The organism is Listeria weihenstephanensis (assembly GCF_003534205.1).
GTDB lineage: Bacteria > Bacillota > Bacilli > Lactobacillales > Listeriaceae > Listeria_A > Listeria_A weihenstephanensis.
Window position 1 is genome coordinate 2,185,026 of record NZ_CP011102.1, and the last position, 20,640, is coordinate 2,205,665.

Annotated in this window: 16 protein-coding genes and 1 tRNA gene; 7 read left to right on the forward strand and 10 right to left on the reverse strand. The window is 40.9% G+C overall.

Translation table 11 applies throughout. The features are described from left to right. Positions 1 to 109 precede the first annotated feature (109 nt). The 5 genes from UE46_RS10655 to mreBH all read left to right on the forward strand — a co-directional run bounded on the left by UE46_RS10655 (position 110) and on the right by mreBH (position 5,534). Entirely contained in the window at positions 110 to 1,369 is a 1,260-nt protein-coding gene (locus UE46_RS10655; protein ID WP_036062763.1) for an MDR family MFS transporter, read from the forward strand. A 117-nt stretch (positions 1,370 to 1,486) separates the two neighbouring features. Next, positions 1,487 to 2,134: a TetR/AcrR family transcriptional regulator gene (locus tag UE46_RS10660; RefSeq protein WP_036062766.1), complete on the forward strand. Its 648-nt coding sequence runs from the start codon at positions 1,487 to 1,489 to the stop codon at positions 2,132 to 2,134. Between the two features lie 21 nt (positions 2,135 to 2,155). Continuing rightward, entirely contained in the window at positions 2,156 to 3,160 is a 1,005-nt protein-coding gene (locus tag UE46_RS10665) for an alpha/beta fold hydrolase (RefSeq protein ID WP_118907604.1), read from the forward strand. 129 nt (positions 3,161 to 3,289) lie between these two features. Continuing rightward, positions 3,290 to 4,336 (forward strand): rod shape-determining protein, encoded by a 1,047-nt coding sequence (gene mreB / locus UE46_RS10670; RefSeq protein WP_051493049.1) that lies wholly within the window; start codon positions 3,290 to 3,292, stop codon positions 4,334 to 4,336. Positions 4,337 to 4,526: 190 nt separating this feature from the next. Continuing rightward, positions 4,527 to 5,534, forward strand: a complete 1,008-nt coding sequence (gene mreBH / locus UE46_RS10675; protein ID WP_036062769.1) for a rod-share determining protein MreBH — start codon at positions 4,527 to 4,529, stop codon at positions 5,532 to 5,534. Between the two features lie 61 nt (positions 5,535 to 5,595). Here the strand turns inward: mreBH and UE46_RS10680 are convergent, their stop codons facing one another. Together UE46_RS10680 and UE46_RS10685 are read right to left on the reverse strand one after the other, a co-directional pair. Continuing rightward, complete coding sequence (locus tag UE46_RS10680; protein ID WP_036062772.1) at positions 5,596 to 6,231, reverse strand: CPBP family intramembrane glutamic endopeptidase; 636 nt, start codon at positions 6,229 to 6,231, stop codon at positions 5,596 to 5,598. Between the two features lie 248 nt (positions 6,232 to 6,479). Then, entirely contained in the window at positions 6,480 to 7,535 is a 1,056-nt protein-coding gene (locus tag UE46_RS10685) for an LptM family lipoprotein (protein ID WP_118907605.1), read from the reverse strand. An 88-nt stretch (positions 7,536 to 7,623) separates the two neighbouring features. Between UE46_RS10685 and UE46_RS10690 the strand changes: the two genes are divergently transcribed. Beyond that, positions 7,624 to 7,697, forward strand: a tRNA-Arg gene (locus tag UE46_RS10690). 230 nt (positions 7,698 to 7,927) lie between these two features. Here UE46_RS10690 and UE46_RS10695 read toward each other — a convergent pair. The 6 genes from UE46_RS10695 to UE46_RS10720 form a co-directional block, all read right to left on the reverse strand. Beyond that, on the reverse strand, positions 7,928 to 10,618 hold the full coding sequence (locus UE46_RS10695) for a YhgE/Pip domain-containing protein (RefSeq protein WP_036062777.1): 2,691 nt from the start codon (positions 10,616 to 10,618) through the stop codon (positions 7,928 to 7,930). A 139-nt stretch (positions 10,619 to 10,757) separates the two neighbouring features. Then, entirely contained in the window at positions 10,758 to 11,843 is a 1,086-nt protein-coding gene (locus UE46_RS10700) for a DUF871 domain-containing protein (RefSeq protein ID WP_036062779.1), read from the reverse strand. A 71-nt stretch (positions 11,844 to 11,914) separates the two neighbouring features. Beyond that, the gene (locus UE46_RS10705; RefSeq protein WP_036062781.1) at positions 11,915 to 12,220 is read right to left on the reverse strand and encodes a PTS sugar transporter subunit IIA; all 306 of its coding nucleotides are present in this window, start codon (positions 12,218 to 12,220) and stop codon (positions 11,915 to 11,917) included. Between the two features lie 335 nt (positions 12,221 to 12,555). Then, the gene (locus tag UE46_RS10710; RefSeq protein WP_036062783.1) at positions 12,556 to 13,836 is read right to left on the reverse strand and encodes a PTS sugar transporter subunit IIC; all 1,281 of its coding nucleotides are present in this window, start codon (positions 13,834 to 13,836) and stop codon (positions 12,556 to 12,558) included. A 78-nt stretch (positions 13,837 to 13,914) separates the two neighbouring features. Further along, the gene (locus UE46_RS10715) at positions 13,915 to 14,223 is read right to left on the reverse strand and encodes a PTS sugar transporter subunit IIB (RefSeq protein ID WP_077912595.1); all 309 of its coding nucleotides are present in this window, start codon (positions 14,221 to 14,223) and stop codon (positions 13,915 to 13,917) included. Between the two features lie 167 nt (positions 14,224 to 14,390). Further along, positions 14,391 to 17,072, reverse strand: a complete 2,682-nt coding sequence (locus UE46_RS10720) for a sigma 54-interacting transcriptional regulator (RefSeq protein ID WP_036062784.1) — start codon at positions 17,070 to 17,072, stop codon at positions 14,391 to 14,393. Between the two features lie 175 nt (positions 17,073 to 17,247). On the opposite strand from UE46_RS10720, the gene UE46_RS10725 reads away from it, so the two are divergent. Further along, the gene (locus tag UE46_RS10725; protein WP_036062785.1) at positions 17,248 to 18,111 is read left to right on the forward strand and encodes a hypothetical protein; all 864 of its coding nucleotides are present in this window, start codon (positions 17,248 to 17,250) and stop codon (positions 18,109 to 18,111) included. Positions 18,112 to 18,348: 237 nt separating this feature from the next. On the opposite strand, the gene UE46_RS10730 is transcribed toward UE46_RS10725, so the two are convergent. Together UE46_RS10730 and UE46_RS10735 are read right to left on the reverse strand one after the other, a co-directional pair. Next, positions 18,349 to 19,491: a DEAD/DEAH box helicase gene (locus UE46_RS10730; protein WP_077912596.1), complete on the reverse strand. Its 1,143-nt coding sequence runs from the start codon at positions 19,489 to 19,491 to the stop codon at positions 18,349 to 18,351. Positions 19,492 to 19,590: 99 nt separating this feature from the next. Beyond that, positions 19,591 to 20,574, reverse strand: coding sequence for a Gfo/Idh/MocA family protein (locus UE46_RS10735; RefSeq protein WP_036062786.1), 984 nt, complete (start codon positions 20,572 to 20,574; stop codon positions 19,591 to 19,593). Positions 20,575 to 20,640 lie beyond the last annotated feature (66 nt).

Consider the following 20,640-nt stretch of genomic DNA (forward strand, 5'->3'; position numbering starts at 1 on the left):
TATGAATATTAGATTCTAAGTTGTGTATTATTTTCTAATGATTTGCCCTTGAAATGGTTTTTTCAAGGGTTTTTTTTTTAATGAATGAATAAAAGAGGTGATTTTTAATATGAAGTTTAAAACTTGGGATATTAATCTCAAAGTGCGATTATTCGGGGAGGCCTTGCTTGATATTTCTTTTTGGGCGGTATTCCCCTTTCTGACTATTTATTTTTCGGATTCTATCGGGAGGCAAACAACGAGTTTACTACTCATTCTATCGCAGGCTTTGTCTGTTATTACTGCGCTACTCGGGGGTTATTTTGCCGACACATATGGGCGAAAGCGCATGATGAGTATTTCGGTTATCGGTGAAGGTGCTGGGTTCTTAATTTTTGCGATTGCGGCGACTTCGATGTTTCACTCGCCTTATATAGCGTTTCTTGGATTCATGATTGCTAGTATCTTCATGTCATTTTACCAACCTGCAAGCCAAGCAATGATTGCGGATGTCGTGAAACCGGAACATCGGAGCCACGTCTACTCGATTTTTTACATGATGATCAATATCGCGGTGGTTATCGGGCCAATTATTGGGGCGCTGGTGTTTAATAAGTACACGTCACAAACGTTGATCGCGATCGTTTTGGCGGATTTATTACTGCTATTCCTACTCACTAAATTTGGACATGAAACCGCGCCAATGGCTATTAATCCAGAGTTACGCCTAGCGCAAAAACAGAAAAAACTAACGACGGTATTGATGGAGCAGATACGCAATTACAAACTTATTTTTACGGATAAAGTTTTCTTCTTATACATCGTGGCTGGCGTCATTATTTCGCAGTCCTTTATGCAATTGGATTTATTATTTCCACTCTATATTACAGAGGTTATCGGCGATGCGTCGATTTTCTCCGTACAACTTACAGGAGAACAATTATTCGGCTTCATTGTTTCCATCAACGGCTTTTGTGTCGCTTTATTGACCGTATTCTTCACACGAATGATGAGCCGTTACCGTGAAAAACTTGTTTTCATGAACTCCTCTTTCCTTTACGGGATTGCGATCATCTTATTCGGGATCGCGACAGGACCATGGGGCGCTATCGTAGCGATTATTTTATTTAGTTTCGCAGAATTGATGACCGTCGGAATCCAACAGAACTTCGTTGCTAAAATTGCTCCGGACGATAAACGGGCGATGTATTTCTCAGCAGCTGGACTTCGCTATACATTCGGTAAAGTTATTGCACCACTTGCGATTACACTATCAACGTTTGTCGGCTATTTTGCCACATTTGCAACGATTGCTGTACTCGCGGTTATAAGCGGATTTATTTACTTCTACATGTATAGTCTGTATGAAAAACAAGATCGTGCTCAGTAACTCAAAGTCATTTATTCATCGCTTTTTCTTAGCTATGGATAAATGACTTTTTTGCGTTTTCGTGCTAGAATAAATAGACCGAGGTCGGTTTATGATGAAAGGAGTTCTTGTTAAGCTATGAAGTCTAATATAAATTTCCCTATAAAGCAAGCTGAAATCGTAAAAATCTCGCTACAACTTTTTATCGAAAAAGGCTATGAGAAAACGACAATCACCGATATTATGAAAGCCTGTCAATTATCAAAAGGCGGGATGTACCACTATTTCGAATCTAAAGATGCCATATTAGACGCTGTTATTATTTTCGCGATTCAGGAACAATTACCAGCTTTTGAAGAAAAAATAAATAATGCCTCCACAGTAATAGAGAAATTAGTCGTCTTTATGCGCACAGATTTTTTTAGTCCTTCTGAATTCCAATCACAATTTGCCCTATTCAAACAGGCACAAATGAATTCACTTGTCGCCTATCGAGTCAAGATTTTAAATGCCAAATATGCTGTACCGTATTTAGAGCAGATAATCGTAACCGGTGTTTCTGAAGGTATTTTTCACACAGACTACCCGAAAGATATTGCTCAGTCGCTCTACACCATTGGGGACATGTTTTTTTCTGCACTCGGCGAATTTCCAAACGATGATCTCTTTCGTTCGCAGAAAACTGCCGCCTTCTTGGAATTAATTCAGCGGATACTTTGTGTAGATAATGCAACTATCAAGGAATTTAGCGCTCACTTGAAACGATTGATAGCGGATTCATACTGACATAGAAGGAGGTTTCACAAAATGATACTTGCAATATTAGTGCTATTCATATTAGCGCTCTCATTATTATTAATACTTATTAGTCCTGGTAAATTGGCTACACTGAAAAATAAAAATGGAGAAATAATACAAACTGCGATTTGCGAAAAAGTAATGTTGCCAATAAACGATACACATCTTGGTTGCTTTATCCAAAGCGAAAATACGAACAACCCTGTTCTCTTATTTTTACACGGCGGTCCAGGAAGTCCAGAGCTCCCACTTCTTGATATAAAAGATCCTGATAAACGCTTGGAGCAACTTTTTACCGTTTGCTATCTAGATCAACGTGGAGCAGGTATGTCTTTTAATAAGTCAATCTCGCCCGAGAGTGTGACTATGGAACAACTGGTAGCTGACAATTTGGCAGTAACAAACTACCTACAACAGCGGTTTCAAAAGGAGAAAATATACATCTTAGGCCATTCTTGGGGATCTGCTCTAGGACTAAAAACAATTGAAAAATACCCAGAATGTTACCACGCCTATATTGGAACTGGGCAAGTCACGCAACAACTGCCATCCGAAAAATTAGCTTACGATTATGTGTTTCATCATGCAACGGAAATTGGCGATAAACGAGCTTTACGTGCGTTAAAAAAATATGATTCAAACTCGGCCGACTTCCCATCATTAGGCTATATTACAAGTATAAGACTTTCGTTAATGAACAAATATGGTATTGGTTTGGAGCACAAAAAACGCACGATGTATAGCCAAACCATGCGAATTCTATTCTTCAAAGGCTACACGCTAAAAGAAAAAGTAAACTATTTGCGCGGCTCCCTATTCTCGTTGCAGTGCCTTTTTCCTGACCTGTTACTCGATAATATGCCAACTACTTTTAAGATACCGGTCTATATCATTCACGGAGAACACGATTATCAAGTTTCCTACGTCCTATCCAAGCGCTTTTTCGAAACTATGGAAGCTCCTGCAAAAGATTTTTTTCACATTCGAAGACTCCGCCCATTCTCCATTAATTGAGGAGCCGGAAAGATTTATTCAAATTATCCGCAAATTATTGTGAAAGAAATGTTTACGTTTACCGTTTTACGGCAATTATCTGAATATGTACTATTAAAAAAATATATTTAGAAAGTAAGGTGTGTGCTTATGTTTAGTCATTCTTCCATTGGGATCGATCTCGGAACAGCGAATATCGTTGTTTACAATGAACTGCGGGGAATCATGTTTCGTGAACCTGCTGTTGTCGTTTTAGATGTTAAGACAAAAGAAGTCTATGCGATCGGGAATTTAGCAAAACAAATGTACGGAAAAACGCCTACCACTTTAACTGCCATTAAACCACTAAAAGACGGTGTTATTGCAGATTTTGATAATACAGTAAAGTTATTGCAAGCGGTTCTGGATCGTGTTGCTCGCATCGCTAATATCTCCATTCGTAAAACAGCCGCGAGTGTCAATGTCCCCGCTGGTGCAACACTTGTCGAGCGAAATATTATTCGTGATGCTGTACTTGCAACTGGAATCAAAGTAGTCACCATTGTCGAAGCTCCCGTTGCCGCCGCCATTGGTGCTGGCCTTCCTATCAACGAACCTGTCTCCAATATGATTGTCAATATTGGCGCTGGCACAACAGAAGTATCGATTGTATCCTACCGAGGCGTGCTCGCAAACATGTCCATCCGCTCGGCTGGCAACTCGCTAGATGCCGAAATTATCCAATATTTCCGCGAAGAACACCATCTACTCATTGGTGATTTGACCGCCGAAAAAATTAAAATGAAACTTGGTTCTGCGCCCATCCCGCATCTTCTAAAATCAATGGATGTTCGTGGTCGCAGCTTGCTAACTGGCCTCCCAGCAACGACAAACATCTCCTCTACTGACATCCAACCATTAATTACAGAATTTTTAGCAAAAATCATCAAAATGATTCATGTAATGGTGGAGCAATCTCCAGCTGAACTGAGCGGTGATATTATGGATCAAGGTATTATTTTAACTGGTGGTGCTTCCTTGCTAAATGGCTTTAAAGAATGGCTAACAAATCAAGTCGATTTCCCCGTCATCCTCGATCCGAATCCACTGGAATCAATTGCTATTGGAACTGGACGGATTCAATTTTACAGTCAACGCACGGTATCTGGTGATTTGGAACTAACGACACCACGACTTAATTTGCCATTTTTCTCTTAAGTTAAATACTGGATTTGTATTAAGTTTTTTACATGCGGTTTACGTTTTTCAAGTGAAAGCCTATTCCCGCGCGATTCCTATATTACCTTTTTATATCATTATCTTTATATGCCCCATCCACGGCTAAACTGCTTTATACTAGAGACTATGCCGATAAAAGCATGAAAAAGGAAATATGGAGGCTAAAAAAATGTTTGGAAATACAACGATTGGTATCGACCTTGGTACCGCGAACATCTTAGTATATAGCAAATCTAAAGGAATAATTTTGAATGAGCCTTCTGTTGTCGCGATGGATGTGAATACGAAATCCGTGCTTGCCATTGGCCAAGAAGCCAAAGAAATGATTGGGAAAACACCTACTAATATTATTGCCGTGCGTCCGCTAAGAGATGGCGTCATTGCTGATTTTGATGTTACTGCTGGGCTATTGCGCGAGATTATGCGCCGTGTTACAGGAGTTGTTGGTAATTCTGTGAAGAAACCTAACGTCGTTGTTTGTGCACCAACTGGAGCAACTTCTGTGGAACGTCGTGCTATTGTGGATGCGGTTAAAATGATGGGAGCAAAAGCTGTTACTCTCATCGAAGAACCTGTCGCAGCTGCTATTGGTGCTGATTTACCCGTAGATGAGCCGATTGCAAATGTGATTGTCGATATTGGCGGTGGAACAAGTGAAATCGCTATTATTTCTTACGGTGGCATCGTAACGAGTACGTCCGTGCGAACTGGCGGTGACCATATGGATGAAGAAATTATCCAACATATCCGTAAAAACTATAATCTCCTTGTTGGTGAGGCTACAGCTGAGCGAATTAAAATGGAACTTGGATACGCGCCACTTCCTCACACAGAAATCACAATGGATGTTCGCGGTCGTGATCTTTTAACAGGTCTACCGATGACACTAACGATTACATCTACTGAAATTCAAAAAGCGCTAGAAGAAACGTTAAATCGAATTCTTGAGGCGATTCGTGTGACGCTTGAGCAATGTCCTGCTGAGCTAAGTGGTGATATTGTCGATCGTGGCATCATCCTAACTGGTGGCGGTGCATTATTACACGGTGTTCAAGAATGGTTAATCAATCAGATTGATGTTCCTGTACATATGGCGCCAAGTCCTTTAGAGTCCGTCGCTATCGGAACTGGCCTGTCACTGGAATACATTGATAAAGTAGCAAAAAAAATTAATTAAAACGCAAAACCAGGAAATACAAGTCGTCATTCGGCTCGTGTTTCCTGGTTTTTTTTGCAACTTATTTTAATAATATCGGCAAAAAGGTAAGGAGATCAAATGCGATATGGACGATCCAAGTAACCCAGATGGAATTACTTTTCTTGAATAGATAATTTAAAACTAATCTGCTTGGGATGATCGTGACTAAACATTGTAATGCGTTGTAGTCATAAGAAGGTAAGTGCCATAGTGCAAACAGGACGGAGCATAGTAAGGTAGCTTGCCAGAAACTCCAATTTAACTTTTTCCAGGCTCCGTAAAGAATGGCAATCGAGAGTAATTCTTCCCCCATCAGCATGAATGGAACATTTTTAATGACATAATCCCACGTTAAGATGCTGTTTATATCATTCGCCGTTGTGCCACCTGCAATCGCAGACCAAAGAGCACCAGCGACTGTGCCCACAACCACCAAAAACGGAATCCCAATCAATAACCATTTAAAGCTAAAATGCTTGAACCAGTCTAAAAATTCTTCTTTTAGGATAACATATAAAATAACAAACATAAGTGTAACGTTGAAAAAGGAAGCAATAACCTGTGTCGTACTCGTTATTGGAAGTACTAGCGGTATTAGCTGATAGAGAATCCCCACTATAATAGCGCTCAAAATAATTAAATACCCTTGCTTCTTGTTTTTTACTGAATTTTCCATTGGCGTACTCCTTTTAAAATAATTTAAATTATAACGTTTATTTACCCCTTATCTACTTTTATAAATCTAAAATATGTATTATCTTAAGGCCTGTCAATTATTATACAAAATAAATAGTCATTATACATGTGAAGTATATTACATTCATTGGGTTTAAACTTACATTTTTGTCACATGAAGTGCCATCAAAAAAAAGTTGGTATGAACCTTAGCTTTTCGCTAAATCCATACCAACTTGTTGTCGTTATTTAATTCAATGTCATTTCGTAAAGTGTATTGCCGTCTGCATCTTGAATCGTAACAGACGCGATGTTCCCAATCGTCATCTTTGTTTTCTTCGTAAGTTGGATCAGCGCGTTTCTATCATTATAACCTTGGTGTAGAGGTTGCTGATATTCCGTGCCGTCTGTTGCTTTCAAAACAACTGTCGTACCTTTTTGAATGATTGTTTCAAGTTCTGCGACGACGCCGATATACTGATTCTTATCCCCTTGTAATTGTAACAAGGATAGCTCGTTATCGAACTGTGGATTATCATTTTTTGACGTTTCTTTTACAGCTAACTTACCATCGGGATATGTAAATTCCACTAGATGGTAGCCTCCATTTTTATCGCGTAAAATGGCTGTGTAAACTTGTTTCTTCTGCGTTGCGCTGCTTACTATTTTCCATTCTTTGTCAGCAATATATTTATTTACCGCTGGAAAAAAGCCATTCTTTTTCGCGCGTTCTGATGATGCTTGTGGTTTTATTTTGCTGGCTTTCAGACCATTTTGGTAAATACTTTCGTGGTTATCATTGCGCAACTCGACGCTTTTTAGGGCACTTGCTGTCGTCGGATCAAGTGACGGTATTTCGATAATGGCTACTGTTGTCCCATCATTCGTACTTTTATTCGTGAGGGAAATGACGGTCGCCTCGTCTACTTCTTTATTACTATCCATCAAAACAAGTTCTGTCGCTTCTTTCGCAAGCTTGGTATCCTTGATTTCTACCATAGCAATAAGGCCGTTTAAGCCATTCATTAGATTTACTTTCACCTTGGAATCTTCTTTTTTCAGCGCGGAGTCCAATTGTATATTAGAAATATCTTTACCATTCGTGTCTTTATAGTACTCAAGCACACCTGTTTTATCGTTCTTATTCTCCACGTACGCTAATTTGTAGTCTTTTAAATCTGTCTTGACGTTTTGGATTACGGTGAGCGAATTATCGCTGAGAACTTTGTCTATGCCTTCTTTGCCACATGCTGCTAACGTAAATAGAAGTAATACTCCTGCTAGTATTGGTATAAATTTCTTCAATCCATTCCCTGCCTCTCTTTAATTTTTTGCAAACAGATTGCTCCCCGCCTCTGTTTTATGGTAAAATGATAAAGTTGATTCATGACGTGTCCTGATAGCTCAGTAGGATAGAGCGACAGCCTCCTAAGCTGTAGGCCGTGGGTTCGATTCCCTCTCAGGACATTTTCTACATAATAAAACGTTAACTATTTCTCTTTTGAAGCAGCTATAATGAAATTGCTACGCTTTTCGCGTACTATTTCATTATAGCTTTTTTTATGTCAAAAATAAAGCGTTAATCTTCTTTTTTTACTTTAATGTTACAGAAAGGTTTCCGAAATATTACATTTTCTATATTTTGATGCAAAAAAGGATCTGGTATCATGACCAGATCCTTTTTCACGTTATGCGTATTAGTGAATTAATTTACTTTTTTTAGCTTTAGCGGAAAGTCCAGGAACTATTTTATCTAGCGGCTTTTTGAGTAGGAGTCCTAGGGCGATGAAAAGGAGTCCGAACATGACTAGCATCAAAATATCGTGGGTTGCATTTGGCCAGTAGATGCCGCCGACACTTTCGCGAATGAGACCAACCGCATAGGTGAACGGTAAGAATGGATAAATCGCTTGGAAAAATGGCGGGGAAACTTGGATTGGGAAGTTCCCTCCTGCCCCTGATATTTGGAGTACGAGCAATATGATCGCAATTCCTTTTCCGACGTTATTAAAGAGTGAAACAAGCGTGTATACGATCGTCATGAATACCAAACTAATGAGCATGCTAAACAGTACGTGATAGAGTGGACTTGCGATGTATACACCGAGTAGGTAGATGTTACCGAGCGTTACGATAAGCGCCTGTGCGAGCCCAATCGATAGGAATGTGAGTAATCTTCCGAAATATACATGATGATGGTTGAAAATTCCTCGCGGTACTTCTACGTCTACTCGTAATAGTGAGACAAGTAATAATGCCCCGACCCAAAGACAAAGCGCTGTATAAAATGGTGCACTCGCAGATCCGTAGTTTGGAATTGGATAGTCTTTCGTCTCTTTTAGTTGAATCGGATGCGCGATGAAATCACTATCTTTTTCTACGTCATTTCTTAGGAAGGAAATGATTTGCTGCATATCATAGTTTTGATCAAATTCGGTGATTCTTGCTGCCGCTTTATTGACTGCTTGCTCGAATTGTGGCAACTCTTCTCTAGATAAATTTGCCGCAAGTTTCACCGCTTTCTCAAATTCTGGAAACTTCTGCTGAATTAGTTTGGCAGCATTGTTAATTTCCGATTCCAGAGTTGGTAAGTCGTTACGAACGAAATCTCCCGCTTTATGGATCTTCGCTTTTACTTCTGGATAATCATTTTGATAAAAAGCTGCGGCAGTATTGATGCCTGATATAACGGTGTCGAGCTTCGTATTGATGAAAGCCGTCGCATCGTCCAATGTTTGTTTTAACTCTGGAAGTCTTTGTTGGAATTCTTTCAAATACGTTTGGCTAGTTGTTAATGTCTGATTGGCATTTTTTAAGATAGACGATATTTCTGGTAGTTTATCTTTAGCGCCGGCGAGTAAATCGCTACTCTTCGTTAAATCAGCAGTGATTTCTTTTAGCGCGGCATTGATCGTTGGTACAATTTTCGAGTCGTACTGGCTGATGACCGCGGTTAGATCATCGCTCACTTTTTTCGCATCGGCGTTTAGTTGATCGAGTAGCGCTTGACTCGGTTCTTTGCCATCCTGCACGATTTGCCTTATTTCAGCAAGCGTTTGTTGTTGCGCGTTAAGATCTTGCTGCATTGCTTTCAGATCGCTTATGAACCCTGTTAACGGCTTGTTTGGTAATGTTTCATTTAATGACGTCAAAAGTTCGATCTGTTTAGTTAGCATGCCGTTAGCGCTTGTCAATTGCTCATCGATTTGATCTAGTACGCCGACGATTTTATCAGGGTCGATACTGCCATTTTTGAGCGCTTCGGTTAGACTGTAAACATTATTCGTGACCTGTTGCAGCAAAATTAAATTCTGTTTGATTGCTGGTGTCACGGTTTGGAACGACTGATCGACTTGTTTTGAAAAATCGGTTACTTTATTAACATATTTCGAGCCATCATCCGCAATTTTTTTCACGGTTGGCAAAGCTTGCTCGGCTTCTGAGATAATACCCAGTGCTTTTGTTGATTCCCCCAGCGCATCATTGACCGTTTTTTGAATCGTTCCGAAATTAGCGTCAATCGCCTTCACGTCAGTCGCGATTTGTTTGATCTCTGGGATTTTTTGCTGTAACACTAAGATGTCTTTTCCGAGCTTATCGAGCTGTGGTAGTTGATCCTCGATTCGTAAGAGGTCTTGTGCCGCTGCGTTGATTTGAGGCATGCTCTTGTTTAATTCGACCACTTGATTTGCTTTTTGTTTAAGATCGGGCAGCTTCTTCTCTAATAGCACGGCTTGCTTGCCCATCTCGATGATTTGCGGCATACTCTGTTTCACTTGGAAAACTTTATCTTTAATATGGCGAATTGTCGGTAGTTCTTTTTCGAGGTCAACACCTGCTTGATTTAGTTCAGATAACACCGATTTACTCACCTTATCGATGAACTCCGTACTGATCTGTTCGACGATCGTGGAAGCACCTTTATCCGTGATTTTTGGTGCAATCGCATTGATTTTCTCGTTGACCGTATAATTAATGGTTGGTTTGGTTGGATTCCCGCCAACGAATGAAACGATATCCTTGGAAAAATCGCTAGGAATAAAGAGTGCCGCGTAATAATCCCCTTTTTTCACGCCCTCTTTCGCTTTATCTTCACTCGTAAAAGTCCAACCGAGTGCATCATTTTTCTTAAGTTGATCTTTTAATTGCGCACCTACATTGATTTTCTGCGGTTCTTTGCCTGGAACGTTAATTTCGGCTCCCTCATCTTGAATCACTACCGCTACCTTAATCCCCGAGGTGTTGGAATACGGGTCCCAAAGCGCCTCGATATTAAGCCACGCATATAGAGATGGTAAAATGATCAGCGCGAGTACTAGGACTAACGCAATCGGGGCCTTAAATAACCGCCGCCAATCGAGTATAAAAATTCCCCAGATTTTCTTCATTTTCTACACCCCTCTAATATTTTCTCTATATTTAATTATACAGACCGAATTGACCGACTGCAAACGAGAAGAAAAGCACAAAAAAAGTCTAGTACGGAGAAGACGCTGAACTCGCGACTCGTACTAGACTCTGTGCTTTTTATTTATGTTCTTTTAAACGGAAATGTTGCCATGGTTGGATTGTTTTTAGTAAATAGCGCTCTTCTGGAATCACTCGGCCGACGATGTTTGTGTTGCCGGAGTTCTCCATTTCGCGAAGCGCCACTTGCATTTCGCCTTTATAGCGTTCATAGCCGTTGTTGTCAATGGTTACGTCGCCGAGTTCGATTGTATCCGTATCATGCGCTGGGAATTCATGTTGTTTGAAATTCACACGTGTCATTGTTGAACGAAGCACGTACTCTGAAGCATCGCCACGGTTGAAATGTTTTTGCGTTGTTACGATTTCTTTTTCAACGTCTGTCGTGCCATCAAGGAACGTAACAGCAAGCTCTAGTTCGTTGCGGTTCAATTCGCCTAGCGCTTTTAGTTCTTCTTCGGACGCGTACATATTGCCAATAATCACATCATCGATCAAACCTGTGTTCCATAGGTCTTTCGCTTGGACTGTGATTGACATGCCGCGATGTTCTTCCAATGTTGGAAGTCCACCGTCTACAACGAACCACGGGCCAAATTTACCAGCGTTAGACGATACAAAAGCCGCTGTACGCAAGTTATATTTTTTAAATTGAGCACTTGTGCGAAGGAAATGTTCACGAGAAAGCGCTGTGTAACGACGTGGATAGAAGTTATGACAACCAATAATATTTGCTGTATTCGCTTGGTATGACAAGATATTATCCACATATTTCGTTCCATTCGAGATGTTTAGTTCGATTTGTAAATCATTATCATCAAAAGACATTGCCGCTTCTTCCGCGCCAGAAAATCCTAGATCTAAACGAAGACCAGATAATCCTAGTTCTTTAAAACGTCCTAAGTCTTGATATGTCAGGTTTAGTGAAGCAAAAACGCCAGGATCAACGTCGGCAATAACCTCATAGCCTAATTTGTTCGCTGTTTGGCAAATTGTTTCTAATTTCGCGAATTCCGCCTCATCGTTTGCCGAGATTAGACACGTGAATATACGGCTAAAACCATATTTTGCAGCTGTTTCGATGTAGTTTAAAGAGTCCTCCAATGGTGCATGTTGTGGGAATACTGATATACCTAATTTTCTCATAATAAGTAAACTTCCTCTCTATATTTATTAAAAAAGGAGCGAGGAAAAATCCTCACTCCTCATTTGTAGCTTTATTTGATGCGGTATAATTCTACAATTTCGATCGCTAAATCTTTAAAAGTAATAGCGTTCATCAAGTGATCTTGCGCGTGAACTAGAAGTAAAGATACTTCTGTTTTTTCGCCGCGAGCTTCGCCTTGAATTAATTTTGTTTGAGAATGATGTGCTTCAAGCAATGATTGTTCTGCTTTTTGGATTTGTTCATCCGCTAAAACAAAATCACCTTTTTTAGCTGCATCGATTGCTAGCATGGCGTCGCTTTTCGCGTTACCGCCAAACATGATTAGATTCATAATTGTTAATTCTAATTCTTCCATTAAGTTCCACATCCTTGAGTCGATTTTGTTGAGATTTAAGGTGACCTGGTGGCTACTTAAGTTCTCAATGTAATTTGTAGTGTTTTTCTTGTCTGGCTTCCTCACACCAGCTCCTCGAAAACTTCACAGCCTCCTTAAAATCCAATTGCGGGATTTTACTGCGCCTGTTCCAGTTTCTTTCGGAGCTAACGGGTGTGGTCAGCACTTCATCGTGTCCGGCTTCCTAACGCCAGCTTCTCGGAAATTTCGTGGCCTCCGCAAAAGCCAAAGGAAGGCTTTTTCTGAGTCCCCTAACAATTTCTGTCGAAGCTAACGGGCGTTGTCAGCACTTCTAATCAAAAGTTATCTTTTGTTTCTTCGCCGGCTGCTGCTGCTTTTTCACGACGAATTTCTTGAATTTCTGCTACTTTAATGAACGGTGCGTAGATGAGTACGGCGACAGCGATATTGACTGCGGCAAGTACACCACCTGTCCAACTTTGTGTTGCGAGTACCCCACCAATGATCGGCGGTGTAGTCCAAGGTGTTACGATTGTTGCTGCCGGAACCATTCCCCATGATGTCGCGAAGTAAGCGATTGTTACAAGCACTAGTGGAGCCAAGATGTAAGGTACGAATAGGATTGGATTTAACACAATCGGTAGACCAAACATTAATGGTTCGTTGATGTTGAATAGTCCTGGCGCTGAAGCTAATCCTGATACAGTAACGTATTGCTTATTGCGGCGACCGAATAGGAATACCGAAATAATGATTGCAATCGTTGCACCAGTTCCACCCAAGTTGACGAAAGAGTCAAAGAAAGGTTTGTTAACGATATAAGGAGCATCTAAACCATGATTGATTGCGATAACGTTTTTAGCGATCGCATCAACGTTGATTGTTTGCATGAATGGTTCGATAATATTCGCACCGTGAAGTCCGAAGAACCATAGGAATGAAGAAATGAAAGCTAGTAATAAAGCTGCTGGTAATGTGTTAGCAAGACCCATGAACGGTTCTTGAATTAGTTTGTAGAATTCGCCAACGATATCTTTTACACCAAGTCCGAATAGGATCGTTGTAAGCATTGCGAAAATACTTACTGTGATCATCGCTGGGAAAAGTGCTGCGAATGATCTAGATACTGCTGGTGGAACACCGTCTGGCATTTTGATAATAAGTTTTTGATTTCCACTTAAACGAGTAAATAGTTCAGTTGAAACTAAAGCTACAATAAGTGCTAAAAATAGACCTGAAGAGCTAAGTCCTGTTAAACCACCAATGGCAAAGAAAGAAGAAACAGATACAACACCACTTGATAAAGCATCTTTATCATATGATTTCGCTAAGTTATAAGCTACAGTAAAAGCAGTTAAAAGTGCTAGAATCGCGAAAGTACCGTTCCAAATATTTCCCCCGAAAGATTTCCAAAGTGCTTCCCCAAATAAGTTGTTCATAAAGTCTTGGTAAGCTTGGATTGGTAAGTTGTTAATTAATGTCCCTAATGACCCCAAGATCATTAATGGCATTGTTGAAATGAAACCATCACGGATAGCGACTAAATGACGCTGTCCCCCAATTTTGGCTGCATACGGAATAAAATATTTTTCCATAAATGCGATAAAACCATTCATTTGTAATTCCCCCAATAATTTTTAATTTGGATGAGACATTTTGTCCCCTCCTATATTTAAGCAGTAACGAAGTACCGCTTATTCCCCAAGTAAGGTTAGTGCTTGTTCTAATACTTTTTCACCGTTCATCATACCGTAATCGATACTATTGATGACTGCAACGGGCTTGCCTAGTGGTTCTAGCTTTTTCTTGAATTTACTTTCTAAAAACCTGACTTGCGGTCCAAGTAATAAGACGTCGATCTTGTCTATATTATCTGGTGCTTCGGCTTCAGATACTGCAAAAATTTTGGCTTCGAGATTTCTTGACTCGGCAGCTTTCTCCATTTTTGTAACGAGTAAACTGGTTGACATCCCCGCGGAACAAACTAACATGATTGTTTTCACTTCGATTCATCCTCCCTAAAACGCTATTTCTTAACCCTCACTCTTATAAATGCAAGTTCCGTGCCAACTTTTAAAATGGGCTAAAAACGTATTGCTAAGCGGTTTCATCACTTACACATGAACAAAAGATAAGTGTGTAAAATATGTACACACTTATATTCGCTGCGTTAATTTTCTTTTGTGATTACTTTGTTTGCCGTCATCATCTGTGTTAGATAGGCGATTTCTGACTGTGGCACGATGATATCATACTCAATGTTGACGTTTTCCATCATTTGTTGCGTGATTTGCATTTCAATCATATGCTGCTTCGTAAATTGATCTATATTCGGGAATTCGCGATCGACACCGCCTAGTTTCATTCGTTCTACTAGGAATGCGAGATGTAGAATAATACCGATATCAACGCCTGGTTCGAGCACTAGATTCATCTGGACTTGTAACTCCGAAATGATTTTACGCAAGAAATAGACAAGTTGTTCTGGTGATTCAACTTCTTTTAGATTGCCCTCAAGTGAGGTAATTAGCTGATCGTATGGGACTTCATCGTTAATAATTCGCTTCACGATATCAAGCCCGCCGTCGGAAAACACTTCCATGGCACTGAAAAATGGGATATCGCGATATTGGAATGCTACCGAACCCATAATCGCTAAAATATTGTATTCCTCCATCAGTTGATCGATTCGTTCGCGGAAAGCTTCTTTATGAAGGAACTGTAAAACGATAATTTCTACTTTCGTCTCGTCGATCACTGGTTCTACACGTGCACGCAACTGTTCGGCGACGCCTTCTCCCGTGAAACAAGTGAAGATAACCGCATTTTTCGTTGGCTTCGTACGCAGAATTTGTGCTTTATATTTATTTTCAAAAAGTTGTTGGCAGCTTTGGTAAATGTCTTCCAGTCCGCGCCCCAGTGAGGCTTTGCGGATTGCTTCTAAAACGACTGGCGTACTTGCCATACTGATCGTTTTGGTGCGGATGCCAAGTTCTTCGGTTAACATGTTTCCAAAAGAGGTAAGCGATCCCATATCCGATAAAATTAAGACGCCTTTTGTCGGATTTAGCTGGTGCACTTTCGCTTTCACTTTTTCATACATCGCTTTTACTTCCACCGATAATGGCATATCCAGCGCTGTTCCCGACTCAATATTAAGCAATTCCTGCACTGTTTCGACCATACTCGTTGCCGTTGAGCGACCATGCATCATCACGATGACCTCGACTTGTGCCTCTTGTGTGAAAATAGATTCCACTACTTCTTCTGTTAGGAACATCGTCAAAAAGCCAATTTCATCAAAAGGAATCTCAATGCCAAGCGCTTGTTCTAGTAGTGCCGAGATATCGATCGCAGCTTGGAATTCCTTTGAATATTTTTTGCGAATATTATTTAAATCTGGATGGACAATATGTTTTTGTTCGCGAATTCGCTCGATCGTACTTTGCAAATGTAGCGCAAACGCAAAACGCATTTTTTCATTATATTTACGCTCTAGGCGCTGTTCTGCTAATGTATAGACCTCATCGGTGAGCACCCAAATCTCCGGGCTGATGATTTCTTTCGCGGATTGCTGTGTTGGAAGTTGCCCCATATATTCATGGAAATATTGATCCACGTCCATATAAAGCGCTTTTTCAAGTTCTGACTGGTCCTTGCCCTCTTTCATCAACTGGTCGGCCTTCGTCTGAATCGCTTGATACACATCGTCGACATCCTCAATCGCGATATCATTCGCTTCACTCGTATCATAAAATTTAAAAATGGTCTTGTTCACATCGATCAACCGGTTCATCTTCTCCGGCTCGTCTTTTAAATGAAGCAGACCTTTTTGAACATAAATCGGCAAATCATCCTGCTCAATTAAAATATAGTTCGTTGCCTTGGTTTTATAATGTAGAAATGCCTTCGCACACGCCAGCTTTAAATCGCGCTGCAACTGCCCTACATTCGCGCTCGCATGATATAGCAAAAATGCCATTAGTGCTTGGCGATGCACGCGAATTGTTTGGTGTAACCTTGTTGCTTCTTGCGTTAGGAAAAATTCGATCAATTGATAACGTTCTTCCAACTGCCGTTCTGCAAGTGGTGGCAACGTAATCGTCATTGGAATCCGTCGTGTGAAGGTTTCCAATAAGAAATTATCCGGTGATTCCGTTGTGGCACCTATAATTTGAACTTCCGCTGTATGAACGGCCTGGCTCTCACCAAGTGGGCGATATTCACCTTTATCAATGAACGTGAACAACATTTCTTGACCTTCTGGTGGTAGGCGGTGAATCTCATCTAAGAATAGAATTCCGCCGTCAGCTTTTGCCAGCAAGCCTTCGCGTGTTTGCTCCGCGCCTGTATACGCTCCTTTTATGACCCCGAAAATATGACCAAAAAGCAGTTGTGGATTTTGCGCATAGTCCGCACAGTTAAAAGATACGAACGGCGCTTTTTTATCGACCATATCGGCTTCACGGGCAAACTTGTACATGCACTCCGCAAATAAAGACTTCCCTGTACCTGTTTTCCCAAGAATTAATGTATGTAAACCATTTGGTGGATAAAGAATTGCAGCTTTTGCTTGTTGAATGCTAACCTTCAAACTTTGTGATGAACCGATCAACCGATCAAAAGCCGTTTGTGTACTGCCGATTCCAGCAAGGCTCTCCTCTTTTGTAAACGCTTGATACAGAACCGGCTTTCCAGGAAGTTTATCAATCTTATCTTCCTTAAAAAGCTCATTTAAGTAACGACTTGCGTTAGCACGATCCATTTGTAATTTCTCAGCGACATCATTGGCAGTTAATTTACCGTTTACACTATTAAGAAGCTTAAAAACTTCCTCTTTTCTACTAAGCATGCGCCCGACTCCTTACTAAAAGCTCTATTCTTCTATTATACCTGTAATCACACTCTTTCGGCAAACTAAAAATCAACAGATCTCAAAATAAGCATCTTTATTGGTGTTCAAATGGATACACGATTTCGATCAAAGGTTTACGGCATTATTTTCAGGTGGTATGATGAGGAGGATAATGATTGCCATAAAAGGGAAAGAAGGTTCTGTTTTGTCTATAAAAAAATATCTAGTTCCAATCCTCATTATAGCTGCTGTGGCCGCGATAGTTGTTGTCTTTTTAGTAACAAAAGAAGATGACCCAGCGCCTGCGGATAGTGAATTAAATCTCCAAAAGATTAGCAATCCAATTTTTCTGAAGAGTAACGGTTATATTTCGCTTCATAAAGGAGAAACTTTTTCGCTTAGTTTGCCGTTTTTAATTGGCGAGACGAATATCGATAAAATTTCTGAAGTGACTTTCGATACGCCTGATTTGCAGGCTGAGGTCGATGATATCACGGAAAATAAGGATTCAAAAGACGCGGAAACGAAGATTGGCTATATCAATTTAAATATTTCATCTGATAAAGTTGGCCAATTTACCGCTCAGAAAATGACGCTTGTTTCTGGGGATAGGTCCGTCACCGTCAATATTGGCGAACTGATATTTGATGTGGATGCGTCGAAACCCCCTGCTGATCTTACGTTTGCTGGGGCTGGGGTTCAAGCGAGCATGAAGAGTTACCATTTGGAAGTGCAGAATAAAGATAAGTTCAACGCCGTGAAAATAAAGCGTGTAGAGGCCAAAACAGATGCGATGCTATTACAATCTATCGCGTTTTCCGTTCCACCAGGAAATGAGGCTGTATCGCATGAGCTCGATCTTAATACCGATTCATCAAAATATCTCTGGTTTATTTTGAAGCCTAAGGTAACGTATGTTGCTTCGGGTCAAGAGGCGATCACATCGGGTTATCCAACGTATCTTGGATTATCGAATTGGTCGGAGAAAAAGTTGAATACGGTAATCAAAAATAAAGGCAATTCTGAGTACAAATGACTGAAAGAATCTGGGACATAAGCCTGATAAATCGGCGAAAAGCGCTCGCATTCAGGGGATTTGGCGGACTTCCGGTTCTCATGTACAGTCGTACACTCCGCTTCCGGCTTCCACCAAATCCCCTGAATACAAACGCTTTCGCTCGATTTGTTTAAAGCAAAATCTTTCGTCCTACCCGAAGAAATGGGAGGGCGCTTTTGCTTTATCTTGAGTTTTGTCTCAAGCTCTTTCTAGGGCTTATTTACGTTTATCGCTTACTTTACTTCCCAAGTCATCCGTCAAAACGCCTTCGTAATAGCGTACTTTGATCGGATCTTTACCCAGTTCTTTCAAATATTGGCGCAGCGTCCGTGCTTCGCGTTCGTTTGCGAACGAGAGAACCGTACCCGCTTTACCCATCCGCCCTGTTCGACCAGAACGATGTGTATATTGTTTCGCGTCCATCGCTACATCACAATGAATCACGAATGGTAAATCGGGAATATCCAAACCACGCGCAGCTACATCCGTTACAACTAGATACGTCAATTCAGCTTTTTTGAAGGCTGCTAAATATTTTTTGCGGTCTTCTTTGCGTACTTCACCGTGAATTCCAGCTGCGGCAACACCATCATATTGCAATTTTTCCAAAATGATGTCCATCCGAACTTTGTCTTTCACGAAAACAAGTGCGCGCATGCCTTCCACGTTCGATATCCGTCGCAGCAAAATTGCCTTGTCACGCGGCTGCTCCACATCCATATACAGATGGTTCACGTTGGCGTTGCTCTCTTCCGCTTTCGCTTCGATCACGACAGGCTCAATCTCACTATTACGGTAAAACATCATTGGGTCTTCTAGTTTCGTCGCCGAAGCCATCACCAATTGGCGGTCACGCATCGCGCTGTTGACGATTTCAAGTACAGTGGGAACATTTTCGCGTATCAATAATTGATCACATTCGTCGAGCGTAATCATTTTAACTTCATGCATCTTGATTTTCTTTTGTTTAATCAATTCCAAAACACGACCTGGCGAACCAACGATGACTTGCGGTTTCTTTTTCAGGTTATCGATTTGGCGCTTGATGTTGGCGCTGCCGATGATTCCAACGACTTTGAGGCCGGCCGGTAACCACGAACGCACGACGTCAGCGATTTGCATGACTAATTCGTGTGATGGCGCTAGGATAAGCCATTGCGTGTGTGGTTTTACTTCTAGGCGTTCGATTGCTGGTAAGGAATAGGCGACTGTTTTTCCCGTTCCTGTTGGCGAAACGGCGATAACATCCTTGCCCTCTTTGATCGGTGTATATAATTCCTGTTGGATGGCGGTCATTTCTTCGTAATTATGGGCGCTCCACTGCTCGGCCCAGATTTCAGGTATTTCTTTTATAGTCATAATAAACTCCTTTTTCCCTCTAAATTCGATACTCCCATCATACCATGTTTTTCTGGAATCAACAAAACCAGACAATTCGCATCATCTGGTTTCCATTTCTTATTTTTCAGCTTTGAACCAAATACCATTTTGGTGGCGTAGGTCGTTGGAAATTTGGAGCACCGCTTGGCTGATATCTTCCAGGTCTTCGTACGCCAATGTATCTTTTTCTGCGATAATTCTCGCAAATTCTGTTGCTTCAAATTCCATATCATTCGGAATCGTTGACATTGCTAGTTCTTCGGTCTCTTTCGTGTGGTTATCGACGTATTTGATTTCCTTGATGCCAGTCAGTGGATTGATGACTAGCGTCCCTTTTTCACCGTATATTTCGCTTGGTAAGAACGACTGAGACATCTTCGCCTGCAAAATTGTCACCGTGAAATCGGGATATTCGAAAATAATAGGACCGCCACCGTCAACGCCTGTCCGTAATTTCGTCGCAAAATATGTCGCCTTCTCAGGAACACCGAACAGCGCAACGGCCGTGTACATCGGGTAAACACCTAAATCAACAATCGATCCGCCTGAAAATTGGAGCGAGAAAATGTTTGGTTCTTCGCCCGCAAGTACGTTGTCATAGCGCGAGGAATAGTTCATATAAGCAAGTGTAGCACCGTGAATCTTCCCTACTTTACGGACACTATCTTGCAAAATTTTGAAGTTTGGTTCTTGGATGTGACGCGCTGCTTCAAAAAGATAGACACCATTTTCCTTTGCTACTTTGTGCGCATCTTCTAATTCGGCAACAGTAGAGAAAATCGGTTTTTCAACGATGACATGTTTTTTGTGACGTAAAAATTGAAGCGCGTGTTGATAATGCATACCATTTGGCGAAGCAATATACACCGCATCGATTGTATCAGAACTTGCCATTAATTCGATATCATCAAAATAGTTTTCTACTTTATATTTTTCACCAAAGGCATATGCTTTTTCGAGCGTGCGTGAATAGACCGCGTTCATTTCCCATTCTCCTGAGTTAATCGCGCCTTCAACAAATGCGTCTGTGATCCAGTTTGTTCCCATAATTCCAAGTTTCATTAGCCAAACTTCCCTTCTTAATAAGTTCTTTCTTTAGTATAGCGGAAATTCGGCCATTTTGCGAAA

Excerpts from the sequence above, each read along its gene's own strand:
- UE46_RS10720 (WP_036062784.1), bottom strand. The coding sequence starts at position 17,072 with ATGCTTAGTAGAAAAGAGGAAGTTTTTAAGCTTCTTAATAGTGTAAAC.
- UE46_RS10705 (WP_036062781.1), bottom strand. The coding sequence starts at position 12,220 with ATGGAAGAATTAGAATTAACAATTATGAATCTAATCATGTTTGGCGGT.
- UE46_RS10655 (WP_036062763.1), top strand. The coding sequence starts at position 110 with ATGAAGTTTAAAACTTGGGATATTAATCTCAAAGTGCGATTATTCGGG.
- UE46_RS10730 (WP_077912596.1), bottom strand. The coding sequence starts at position 19,491 with ATGACTATAAAAGAAATACCTGAAATCTGGGCCGAGCAGTGGAGCGCC.
- UE46_RS10735 (WP_036062786.1), bottom strand. The coding sequence starts at position 20,574 with ATGAAACTTGGAATTATGGGAACAAACTGGATCACAGACGCATTTGTT.
- UE46_RS10710 (WP_036062783.1), bottom strand. The coding sequence starts at position 13,836 with ATGAATGGTTTTATCGCATTTATGGAAAAATATTTTATTCCGTATGCA.
- UE46_RS10725 (WP_036062785.1), top strand. The coding sequence starts at position 17,248 with ATGATTGCCATAAAAGGGAAAGAAGGTTCTGTTTTGTCTATAAAAAAA.
- UE46_RS10680 (WP_036062772.1), bottom strand. The coding sequence starts at position 6,231 with ATGGAAAATTCAGTAAAAAACAAGAAGCAAGGGTATTTAATTATTTTG.
- mreB (WP_051493049.1), top strand. The coding sequence starts at position 3,290 with ATGTTTAGTCATTCTTCCATTGGGATCGATCTCGGAACAGCGAATATC.
- UE46_RS10665 (WP_118907604.1), top strand. The coding sequence starts at position 2,156 with ATGATACTTGCAATATTAGTGCTATTCATATTAGCGCTCTCATTATTA.
- UE46_RS10700 (WP_036062779.1), bottom strand. The coding sequence starts at position 11,843 with ATGAGAAAATTAGGTATATCAGTATTCCCACAACATGCACCATTGGAG.
- UE46_RS10695 (WP_036062777.1), bottom strand. The coding sequence starts at position 10,618 with ATGAAGAAAATCTGGGGAATTTTTATACTCGATTGGCGGCGGTTATTT.
- UE46_RS10660 (WP_036062766.1), top strand. The coding sequence starts at position 1,487 with ATGAAGTCTAATATAAATTTCCCTATAAAGCAAGCTGAAATCGTAAAA.
- mreBH (WP_036062769.1), top strand. The coding sequence starts at position 4,527 with ATGTTTGGAAATACAACGATTGGTATCGACCTTGGTACCGCGAACATC.